Source organism: Saccharomonospora sp., assembly GCF_027317685.1.
Classification (GTDB): domain Bacteria; phylum Actinomycetota; class Actinomycetes; order Mycobacteriales; family Pseudonocardiaceae; genus Saccharomonospora.
In genome coordinates this window covers 1-11,774 of the sequence record NZ_DAHVQP010000006.1, presented here as the reverse complement: position 1 = coordinate 11,774, position 11,774 = coordinate 1, and the positions used below count along the sequence as shown (strand labels likewise).

The following is an 11,774-nucleotide window of genomic DNA, read 5'->3' as shown; positions in this document are numbered from 1 at the left end:
GAAGGCGGTGATCGCCGACTCGCTCTCGCCGATGGTGGACGCCTGCTTCTCCACCCCGGCCGAGGACATGACGTTCGCGATCGCGTGGCTCGGCGCGATCGGGTACACGTTGCAGCTGTACTTCGACTTCTCCGGGTACTCCGACATGGCCATCGGACTGGCCCGGATGCTGGGTTTCCGGCTGCCGGAGAACTTCGCGCGCCCGTACTCGTCGGTGACGGTGACGGAGTTCTGGCGACGTTGGCACATGTCGCTGTCGCGGTGGTTCCGCGACTACGTGTACATCCCGCTGGGCGGTAACCGGGGCGGTGCGGCGAAGACGTACCGCAACCTGTGGATCGTGTTCCTGTTGACGGGGTTCTGGCACGGCGCTGCGTGGACGTACGTGGTGTGGGGCGCCTATCACGGCATCCTGCTGGTCGTGGAACGCTCCACCGGTTGGAGCGCCTCCCCCAAGACCCCGGGCGCCGTCATCGGTCGTCGGGCGCTCACCCTGGTACTCGTGATCTTCGGGTGGGTGTTCTTCCGCGCACCCGACCTCGGCTACGCGTTCACGATGTTGGGCAACATGCTGCTGCCTGATTTCACCGGTCTGACCGAGGCGGTGGAGGCCGCGGTCACGAACCAGCGACTGGTGTTGCTGCTGGGCGCGATGGCGGTGTTCTTCCTGCCCGCCCATCCGGTCACGGGGCCGCTTCTGGAGTCGTCGCGCACCACCCCGGCCATGGTCCTGCGCGTCACGGTGATGACGATCGGCGCGCTCTACGCCGCGATCCTGGTGGCGACGGGAACGTTCAGCCCGTTCCTGTACTACCAGTTCTGAAAACCGCGGTTCCGCGGTCCGCGCGGACGCACTTGCGGCCCGTCGTGGCACGGACGAGGGCGAGTCGGCCTTCGCCCGACGCGACGGAGCTCGCCCAGGGTCTCGAGTGGAGGTCCACAACCGACGGAGCCCGGCGACGATCCGTTCCACCGTGGCGGGGTCGGTGGCCCGATGCCGTGGCGGCGTGGCCGGACGGGCACACAAACGCGGGTCCTCGGCAGTAAGCGGTGGTCGGGGCGACGAAGGACCACGTCGCTCGCGGAGTCATCCCCTTCGCGGGAACCCCGATCCCGGCCTGGGGGACGTTGATCGTCGCGAAGAGACGTGCCTGCCAGTGTAACCAAGGACGACCCGAGCTGTAACCGGCCTGACCCCAGAAAGCGCGCCGGAGTCGACGCCGCCGTCAACTCAACGTGTTCCGCATCCGCGCGGCGGCGTTCACGAGGTTGCGCAACGAGGGTTCGTCGAGTTGCACCCAGTCCACGCCCACACCGTGCAGTCCACGCAACAGCTCGGCGCAGTCCGGGATCAGTCTGTCCACAATGTTCACATACCGGAATCCGCCGGGGGCATCATGGTCTGGTTCGGATATAAGCAGCAGCGTCACCGGGCCGACCAACACCGGACGGGTGCGCACCCCGACTCCACGGCCTCGTGAAACCACTCCACCACGGCACGATCGGCCACCGAGAACCGGGTGTCCGGACCGATCTCGGGAACCAGGTAGTGGTTAGTTGGTGTTGAACCACTTCGTCAGCTCCAGCGGCGGCACGGACTCCGCGCCCCACGTCATCGCAGGTGTCGAGCGGGCTCAGCCCGAGGTCGGCGTAGCGCCGTGGGACGGCGCCGAATGTCACGGCCGTGTCCAGGACGTGGTCATAGCAGGAGAGCGTTTCGGGAATCGAGTCCAGACCGGCGTCCCGCAGGGTGCGCCACGTGTCCGTGCGCAGGGCACGGGCCGTCTCCCTCAACTCCGCTTCATCGCACCGCGACGCCCAATAGCGTTCCAGGACGCGTTTGAGTTGCCCCGATTCGGTCCGATCCTGGGATAACCGAGTACGGTCGTTCCGATCGTGGTGGCCAAGGCTCTCCCCTCGCGAGCTCGACGGCGTCACCGGACGGTTCCGAAAAAGCTCGCAGGCGAACAGCACGACGATGACCACGCCACGTCGTCCTCGCGCCGGAGTTTCCCTCGAACGTCCGGTAGGTCGCGCACACCGGCGGTGTGCGCACCGATGGCAGGTCTTCGGACTCGCGGGCGGACCGGCTCACGCCGGGTTTCCCTACCGGCCGTCGCTTCCCAGGCCGAAAGGCCCAGTGCGGGTGTCGCCGGTCGAGACGACCGGCCACGGCGTTCGTTCCCACTCACCGCTGCGGGGCAGTCCCGGATTCCCACCGGGTTCCCTCTTGCGACGCCCCGCCCGGAGACGGGCGAACCACCGGCGGCGACTCAGGATAGTGGCGCTGTCCGGCAGGACAAGGACGTCCGCCCAGCCGGAGCAGCCGGATCAGATGTGCCGTGTCACTCACGGCAGTGCACGGCCACCTCGGAGCTCGCCCTCATCAATCACCGTACCGGCCAGCAGCTCGGAACGTTCCCCGGCCCACGAGATGTACAGGTACTCACGAGCGCGAGAACCCGCCACGTAGACCAATCCTCGCTCCCTGGCCCATGCGACCTCACGTTCCGGCTCCTTAAGCTCCCGAACGCCCCGTGGAGGGAGCTCACGCTGCGAGACACCCACAATCGCGACAGCACGGTATTCGAGACCTTTAGCACGGTGCATCGTCATTACCCGGACGACCTCACCGAGAGCGTTCTCGTCCGTCCCTGCACCTACTTCAGCCGCGGGCACTCCTCCGGTGGACAAGGTATCCGCCAGATCAGCAACCCTTCGGTTCGACCGCGTTACGACGGCCATCTGCGACCAAGTCACCCCGTCCCGACGCCAGGACTGGAGCTTGTCGATCAGCGCCGAATGCTCCTGCCTCGAGCTGTCGAAACCGCGGGCCTCCGGGACAGGGCCTCGGAACGCCGAACGTGCCCCCGCCAGAGATTCGGTATCGCCTTCGAGGTCATCCACAGCGTGTCCGTAGGCCACCTTTAGCGACCAATCGAGGATCTCTCGGGAAGTCCGATAGTTCACGGTGAGCCGCCGAGACCGGCCTCTCGTTTCGATACCGTATCGCGACAGCACAATCGGCTTGCCGTAAATCCGCTGATGCGCATCACCCACGATGAACAGATCATCACTGTCGTGAGGCACCAATGCCCGAATCAACCTCCAGTGGGCAGGGTGCAGATCTTGTGCTTCATCCACGACGACATAGCGGTATTTGGGGAGGGCACCGCGGCGAATACCACTGTCGAAGACAGGCGCCTCGTGCGGGTTCAGTTGCGCGGCAATGGTCGCCGCCCTCGCAGCAGCCCGTGTGAAAGTGATCAGGTTCTGCGCATTGAGGAGCTGGGTGAACCGTTCGAATACCGCCCACAGGTCCGCTCGCTGAAGCCGAGAGATGCGCCTTCCCCTACCACTACGGGACACGGTGAGGTATTCGGCTCTTTCCTCAATACCTTGCGCGAGAACTACTTCGTTCCACTCGCTCTGTAAGAAAGAGATGTCCCACTCTTCGGCAGCCGCCGCACGAGCTGTCTCCCATGCTTGCAGCACACCGGGATCATCGTCTTTCCGCAGCGTCAGCCGGGCTCCGTCCCCGATCCGAAGGACCCGCTGCGCCAGCGAGTCGATGTTGACGACATCCACCCGTCGTCGCATCAATTCCGGCCCCGCCAGTTCAGTGAGCTGGGACTCGATGTTCTGCGCCAGGTTCCGAGTGAAGGTCGTGAACAACACCTTCGCGTCGCTCGCCTCCTCGTCAAGGCGCTGGGCAAGATGGCGAGCCCGATGGATGGCGGTCACGGTCTTGCCCGTGCCCGCTCCCCCGGTCACGCGATACGGCCCCTTCCAGCCGTTGTGGTAGGCGAGCCTGCGCTGCAACGGGTGCAACCAAATGCGCCAAGCCTTGAGATCCGACTCGAGCGCCGCTCGCAGTTCCTCGATACTGCCGTCCGTGAAGACGAGCCTGGACTGCGGACGGTCGAGCGCACCCAGCAGGTCACCGGTGTCGATGTTCGATTCGACCTCGGCGATGAGGTCGGCCCACACTTCGTCCACCCCACGACCGGCGGCAAGGTCCAAGACCGCATTGCCCTGCACGCCCGGCAACTCCTCAGCCACCGTAAGAAGCTGGTCCTCGTCAGTGATGGTCACCAAACGCTCGGCGATGTCGGTGTCGATACCGAATCGCCGAAGGTCACGAGCTCGGATGCCGCTGAGGACGGGAGTGCGCCGCGGCTGGGTGCTCGACACCGCGCTCGCCTGAGTGATCGCCTTGTTCAGCGCCGCGGCATCCACCACGTCGAGCGCGCCGGTCACTTCGTTCACCCCGAAGCGCAGCTTGGCCGCGTAAGTGTAGGCATCATCGTGGGGTTTCACCGCCACGAGCACGTATCCACTGGCCCGAGGAAGTTCGATGAGAACCGCGCGCCAAAAGTCGTTCACCCGTGCCGTCTTGATTCGCGGATCGCGGACGCCTTCGGGAGTCTTGAGGTCGAGACCAGTGAGGTCGGGGCGTTCCTGAAGCTTGACGACGAAGTCGAGGACCTTGTTCTTTATCGATCCGTCCAAACTGGAGTAGCTCTTGCTGAACAGACCCGACACCACCACACGTGTACTCATCAGACCTGCTTTCCGAACGCTGCCGCGATCTTGTTCACAAGTTCCTCCTCGTCGTCGCCTTCCTCGAACAACCAGGCCTGCCACCCGTTACGGCGTAGCCATTGGTCCCTGTTGTCACAGACGTCGATGACTGCTGCGAACTTCCGATCGGGCCAGCAGTACTCCACCGGCCACAAATCTCCCTTGGGATCACCGACCTCACCGCCGGGCTCGGGCTCCGGTATGTCGAGTTCCGCCAACCGCTTTCCGATTCGAGCGAGGCGTTCATGAGTGAATTCGATGACGATTTCCCACCGGGCAGGAACGACATCCACTGTCGCTTCTCTCTCCACAGTGGACGGCCGGGCCAGGGGCAGGAACCTGCCCGCAAAGACGTCAAGTGAACTCCGGGTCCAACACTCGGCCATCCGCATCGGCATGGCAGATCCATACGTGGGAAGTGGGAGGAACTGGAGCACGTTCGACCAGCTGAGCCAGTCTCGCCACTGCTGTTCGTGGGATCGGCCGCCCACTTCACTGGGCCGGTCGTCCAACACGGTCACGGCCCCGATGGTGTCGGTCCCCGCTCCGTGCGAGCTACCGACAATACCGATCGGAAGGCCCGACATCCCGACACAAGACGCCACTACGACCGCACCACCACGCCCGTCGGGACGCTCGCCCCGAGCCCAAGCCAGCAGTGTGGAAGGCAGTTCCTCCGGAACCACTTGCGTCGGCGGATGCCCACGGTGGTCGTTCGAACTCATGAGGGCGATACAGGTCTGCACCGCCGTCTGGCCCCACACCGCCTCGCCGGGATCGCGAAGATACTCGAGCAACGCTCGCATCGGGTTCCCCCAGAGCAGCGAGGCACGTCTGTCACCGACAGCGGCCCGTGCGACATTGGCGGCCTTGCTGTCGACCAAAGTAGGCAACATGCTGTCGTAGCCGTCGAGCATCCGTGCGAAGTCTTCGACATCCTGGAAAGTCAAAGACCACACCCGATATCCCGCGTCTCGCAGCGCCGTACGCTTGACGGCGTCGTCCGCGGTGCGGTCGTTTTCCACCGAGGCGTGATAAGCCCGGCCGTCGAGATAGACCGCAACAGGTGCGTCCTGAGCATCCTGCCGCGTGAAGAGAAAGTCGGGTTCTGTGATGACCTTGCCGGCGGTCACGCGCACCAGAGGACGCACGGTCCACCGGCGTGGCTCCTGGTTCGGGCTGAGCAGATGGATGTCGAGTTCTTCACCCCGCTGCCCGGTCGAACTCGTCCAGGACTGTCCTTCTCCCCGGCTCACCGCGCTCTTGAGCACCTCCCGGAACCGGAGTTCCAGCTCAGAGAGCTGGAGGGAGGAGATGTCGATGTCGGCAACGGTAGGAATGCCTTCCACCGACCAGTTGTCGAGGAGTTCGGCCAGTAGCTCCATCGCCACCCGGCGGTTGGCGTGCTCCACTTCTCCCGGTTCGGCGACTCTGAGCAAGCAGCGGTGGCAGGCGGCACGCTCTTCGAACTGGCACTGGCAGGAGCTGAGCACCTCGTAGGCCTGTTGCAGGATGCGACGCATTCGGTTGGGGTCGCCGAAGCGATCGAGGTAGCCGGTGCCGCCGGGCACCGTGTCATGCAACACCAAGAACTGTCTGACCCGGCGATGCTCGTCGGGCATACGCGCCGTGACGATGTCGAGGTGCTGAGGTGCTCCGCCGAAATCCTGGTGCAGCCCCAAAAGGAGGGCGGTCTTCAGGGAGACGAGACGCAGGTTGACCTGGAAGGTGGACACCGGCAGCAGCAACCGCACGGCCTGAGTGGTGATCTCGTGGGAAAGCAGTAGGTCAACCCAGCGTGGCGCGGTTCCCCGCCGTGTCGAGCACCACCCGCGATGCCGCACCTTGTCCTCAGCGCTCTGGCGGACAACTCCGCAGTACACACAACTCGGGAAGCGTGGGGCCGAGGTATGAGTTCCCGCCACGGAGATATCGGGGCCGGGCCGGTCGGCACGCCCGAGGTTGACCGTGCGGATGGTCGCCTGCCGAATGTATTCGGCACCGAAGGCTTGCCCCCTGAGCCGCCAGGCACCTTGGATCTGGTCGTAATCCACATCCACGCCGGTGACCGTGATGAATCGGGTGCGGGTCCGGTCCTCGGTCTCGTCTTCGATCAAGGCCTCGTCACGACGGTGAACCGCGGAGGCCTTTCGTAATTCGAGCACCTTGTGAACAGCGCCCGCATCGGCAACGCCGGTGCTGCGGCACCGCGGGCACGCGGGGGGAGCCGGATCGACGGTCTCGGTTCCCCATCCGCAGTCCGGGCACAACCGCATGTGCCGCCAATGAGGCTGTCCGGAGGGCCCGAGCTCCAAAGCATCGATCTCCACTCGGTATCCCTGGGCATAGAAGACCGCGCCGGGGGCAAATTCCGTGAGAGCAGTACGGCTGCCGCGCCCGTAGCTGTGTTCGCTGGTGTGGAATTTCTTCTCGCCCTCGTCGTCGGTGGTCCACCACAGCGACACGTCGAGCTCGGTGTGCTCGTCGAGCAAGTTGTAGCTCGGCAGGAGGGACAACTCACCGAGCCCGGTCAACGCGTTGCGGTTCCACGTATCGCGCAACATGTGGGTGAGTGCCCTGTACTCACCGATCCAGCGTCGACGGTCCTCGACCTGGGTGTCGTCGAGATGCTTCTGGGTCTCGAGACTATCGATCGCCGTGGCGAGCTCACCCTGCCGGTATTCCAGTTCCTTTCTCTGGTCCGCCCATTGGAACACCACACGGGCGAGCTTGTCGCGCAGCCCTTTGGCGGCGAAGGACCGCACCGCTCGGCGGACCTCCTCGTCGATGGCGTCGCCGTAGAGGGAGAGGAACTGCTCGGCCAGCACGTGGGCGTTCTTGGTCACCGTGTCGACGAACTGCCGCAGCCAACTTCCCTCGGCCAGCCCGTTGTCGAGCAAGGCACCGAGCAGGCGCGGCATCTCACGGTCGAGCCGAATGTCACCGGAAGCGACCCGGTCGAAGCAATACGCCAGGTATTGCCGACACAACAGCTCGGTGGCCGACAGGTAGGCCGCCGGTGGAATGACCTCGCCGTCGATGAGGTGCTTCGGCTCCGACAGGTAGTACAGCTCTCGTGGACTGCTCGGTACCGTCGCGAGCACCAGTGCGTTGCCGGTGGACCTGCCCGCCCGGCCGACCCGTTGGAGGTAGTTAGCCGGAGTCGGTGGTAGGGAGGCCAGCCCGACAGTCGACAGGTCACCGATGTCGATACCCAGTTCCAACGTCGGCGTGCACGTCAGCACGTTCGGGTCTATCGGTGAGGAACCGTTGGAGAAGCGGCGTTCGACTTCGAGCCGCGTATCGTCGTCCAGAAGCGCCGTGTGTTCGTGACTCACGAGGTGTCGCAGGCGCCCGGAGCGGTAAAGCCTGCGATAGAAGTTGTCTTCCCGTACTCGATGCGGCTCCAGGTGTCCGGTGCAGCGCATTCTGGGGCACGGCGCTGACAGCCACCGGTCGAACCGCTTCGGCGCAACGGGCTGGATGTGGTGGCATTTCGGGCACCTCAGGTGGGCATGCTCCAGCTCGCTGTTGTTCAACGGGATCAGCTCGATCCGGGCCGGATCGAGTCCGAACACCGCGGCATCCGTTTGGGACGTGCGGCGCAGCAGCGGTGGAGTCTCGCCCTCGGCCAGCAATCGGACCACGGGCTCGAGAAGAGCGCGAGCCTCGGCCCGGCCGACTTCCAAACACCGTTCCGTCCAGTCCACCAGCCACGACTCGCCGCGGGGACGAAGACTGTCGAAGTCGCCACTGGTCGACGTGCTGTAGAAGACGGGTGCGGGCCGCCCGCGGGGGAACTTCTGCATCCCCGCGGGACTTCCACCCCAGATCGGCCATCGATTGCCGTCCCGCTGCACATACGCGTCGAGCCACTGGTGCGCGATCCCGCCCCGCTTTCGCAGCCGGTCGAGCAATCCCAGCAGCCAGACCTCGTACGCTTCCCGGTCGGGCAGGCTCATACCGCGTTCGGGCAGGTTCTCGTGGGCGTCGCGGGCCAAGGTTGCGTACCGACCCAGGTCCATGTCGTAGTCGACGGCGAGGGCACCGGTGAGTTCCAGTGTCCGACCGAGTCGGGACCGTAGACCGATTTCGAGGTGCGCTTGGAAGGTCAGTCGAGTTCCGAGCAACCGCCGTCTGCGACCGCCCCTGTCCCGGTCGAGCCACTCGCCCTCGAAGCCGAGCCTGCGCGTGAAGTCCGGAGGGGCGATGGCGTAGAGGTCCTCGGTGGGGCTTGCGGCCAGGGCCGTGGTCACGTCCTGCAGGCTGCGTGGTCGGTCTCCGACCGCACGCAACAACGCCGAACGTAGGTTGAATTGGAAGGCCCTGCCTTCGATGAACGCCGCCCGGTGGGCGGCATCCTGCACCGAGTCGGTGAAGACCAGGGTCTTCTTCTCCCCATGGCTGATGAGGTTGGAGCCGAAAAGCTGGGTGAGGGCCACGCTGACCAAAGTCGCCACCGACGAGCCGAGGAATCGGACGGCGTCGTCGGCACCGCAAGACGGACACCGTTGCTCGGTGGCAGCCTCCTCATCGGGGGTCACGAGCACGGACAGTCCCGGCTCGCCGTCACGGGAGTATGCGAGTGTCCGGGGATCGATGCGTCGGGCATCGGGTTCATCGTCACGGGCGAGCAAGAGCGTGCGCAGCTTCCGGCGATCGGTCACACTCGTTCGCCAGACTTTCTCCGGGGAGCCTTCCAGCTCTTCGCCGAGTTCGGTGGCCACCGTCTGCCATCCCGATCGACCACACACGCGACAGTAGGCGGCAGGCAGGTAGCGCACGTCGTGGTCTGTGGGGCCGTCATGCCACCAACCGAACTGCGGTTCGGATTTGACGGCGCGCAGCATTCGCGTGAGTTCGCGGATCCAAAGCTGCACTTCGACGTTCACGAGCGGCCGGGTCCGCCCTCGACCACCGCCGATCCTGGCGGCGGACAGCAGCGCAAGGAAGCGCAGGAGTGCGTTCTCGACCCCTTTCGGGTCCCGTTCCCTGGCAACCCCCCACTGCAACACACCGGAGTTGGTGACCGCATCCACGGCCTGGGGCAGCGTCAGGGGCTCGTCCGCGAGTGCCTGCACCACGGCCCGGGTGAGGAAGCTGCGGCTGAGGCGCCTCCCGAGCGCGATTCGATCGGGAATGGCTCCTCCGAGAAAGGCATGTGCAAGCTCCTGCCAAGAATCGGAGCGAGTCGCGTCGGGAGGATCAAACTGATTGATCGACGTTACGTCGGGGATGGTCAGGCTGAAGTCGACATCCGGCACCACATCGGCCGCTTCCAGCCGGTTTTCGGTGATGACGGCGTCTGACGGGAACGACGTACCGAAGATGGTCTCGGCGAAGTTGCGCAACTCTTCCGACCGGGTGGCACCGCCGAGAGTGGCCGAGGTGGCCACGGGGGTGATCCGGCCAAGCGGGCGACCGGGTTCGGCGACTTTCAGTGTTGCGCCGAGGCGACGCAACAGCATGGCGACGTCGGTGCCCTGAGCGCCGTCGTAGGTGTGGAACTCGTCGAGGACTAGGTATTGCAGGCTCGCAGCCGACTGCTCCCACAGCGGCGCATCCGCCGGGCGCAGCAGCAACAGGTCGAGCATCTTGTAGTTGGTCAGCAGAATGTCCGGAGGGTCCTCCCGCAGCACCCTTCGGCTGTCCACGAGATGCTCACGCGACGGCTGGGTGTGTTTGCCCTCGCCGCCGATGTACACGCCTGCCGTGACGCTCTTGAGCCGAGGATCGTCGTGCAGCAGCTCCGCGATGCGGCGGGCTTGGTCGGTGACGAGCGCGTTCATCGGGTACAGCAAGAGAGCCTTGATGCCCTTCTCACCACGAGCCCGTGCGCGTACGGCGTGGTCGAGTACCGGGTAGAGGAACGACTCGGTCTTACCCGAGCCCGTGCCCGTGGTGACGATGGTCGGTTCGGCGGCGCCCTCGCGCGTGGAGAGGCGCTCGAACGCCTTCGCCTGGTGCTGATATGGCGTGAACCCCTCCGGCAACCAGTCCAGCGGGGATCGCCATCTGCGGCTCACCGGATGGAAGGGGGTCCGCACCCGCAGGTACGGGCCGCGGAAGATACCGGTGTCCGGGGCCATGAGGAACGATTCCAACGCCGCGCGGGCGTCGTCGTCGGCCAGGGCGAAGGTGGTGGACAGGTACTCCGTGACCGCGTGTTTGGTCTCCTCCGCCAGCAACGACGGGTACATCGACACTTCCTTCCGGGCCTGGCCGTGTGATCACTCTGCGTGGTACGTCGCTCCCGAGCCGGGTTCCGTTAATGGACGTTACCGATTCGCCGCTGTGCCGTGGCCCGGGTGGTGGGCACCGGGGAGACGGTCGAGGTCACCGAAGGCAGACTCGTCTCCCCGTTCCCCACGCGTTCTCGATCCGGTCAGCGCCTCCTGCGACCCCGTGCCGGGCGCACCGGGCCACCCGAGAGGAACGACTCGGCGAGTGCCTCCCAGGCGGGCACGTCCACGCCGTTGCGGTCGTCGGTCCAGACGAGAGCCCCACGCGGACCGCCGCCTTCCTCCAGCGGCAGGATGCCTTCCTCGGCGTACCACTTCTTCTTCAGCTCCCAGCCCTCCCCGTAGCCGGGGTCGCGCAGCAGACCGAGGTGCTCCCAGTAGACGGTGCGCCCGTCCGAGGTGGTGATGGTGAAGTCCGGCAGTCGCATCCGGGCGTCCTTGCCGACGAGCGGTTTCTCGTAGGTCCACGCGCCGGGGGCCCACTTGTCGAGGATGCCCGCGATGATGACCTCGTTCTTGCTGCGCACGAGAACACCGCTGCCGGTGACGTGCACCAGACCCGCGTCCAGCACGCCGATCGCGCTGCCGTCGGCGGCCCGCACCTCCCTCGGCTCGGCGGGACACACGAGGTCGGTGAACCTGCGGGCCGCGTCGGAGCCGGTGGCGCGGGTGAGGGCCATGAGGTCGTCGAGCGGGCCTTCGTGGCAGATGACGACCTTCCCGGTCTGCCGGGTCAGCGCCGTGTACAGCAGCTCGCGCGACAGGCCACGCACCCCCGCGGGCAGCATCAGGATCACGGTCCCGAACTCGCTGCCCTGCGACTTGTGCACCGTCAGCGCCCACGCCAGCTCCACGCTGGGGTCCTCGGAGATGGCGCTGTTCACGGTCACGCGCACGCCGGGCTGCGAAGAGAACTCCACCTGGGTCGCCCAGGGCGACGGGGTGCCG

4 protein-coding genes, 1 pseudogene and 1 riboswitch are annotated in these 11,774 nt (G+C 65.7%); of the genes and pseudogenes, 1 reads left to right on the top strand and 4 read right to left on the bottom strand.

Annotated features, from left to right (window positions below; translation table 11 throughout):
- Positions 1-823 (top strand): MBOAT family O-acyltransferase (locus tag M7H19_RS00475; RefSeq protein WP_298175692.1); only part of this gene is annotated, 823 nt, incomplete at its 5' end.
- Between the two features lie 454 nt (positions 824-1,277).
- Here M7H19_RS00475 and M7H19_RS00470 read toward each other — a convergent pair.
- From M7H19_RS00470 to M7H19_RS00455, 4 genes and pseudogenes are all read right to left on the bottom strand, one after another.
- A pseudogene (locus M7H19_RS00470) lies at positions 1,278-1,907 on the bottom strand (5-methyltetrahydropteroyltriglutamate--homocysteine S-methyltransferase); the annotation flags it as partial.
- Positions 1,908-2,042: 135 nt separating this feature from the next.
- A riboswitch (cobalamin riboswitch) is annotated at positions 2,043-2,279 on the bottom strand.
- Between the two features lie 70 nt (positions 2,280-2,349).
- Positions 2,350-4,563 (bottom strand): UvrD-helicase domain-containing protein, encoded by a 2,214-nt coding sequence (locus tag M7H19_RS00465; protein WP_015787787.1) that lies wholly within the window; start codon positions 4,561-4,563, stop codon positions 2,350-2,352.
- On the bottom strand, positions 4,563-10,784 hold the full coding sequence (locus tag M7H19_RS00460; protein ID WP_298175688.1) for a DEAD/DEAH box helicase: 6,222 nt from the start codon (positions 10,782-10,784) through the stop codon (positions 4,563-4,565). The genes M7H19_RS00465 and M7H19_RS00460 overlap by 1 nt, the downstream gene beginning before the upstream one ends.
- A gap of 185 nt (positions 10,785-10,969) precedes the next feature.
- Positions 10,970-11,774 (bottom strand): helicase C-terminal domain-containing protein (locus tag M7H19_RS00455; RefSeq protein ID WP_298175687.1); only part of this gene is annotated, 805 nt, incomplete at its 5' end.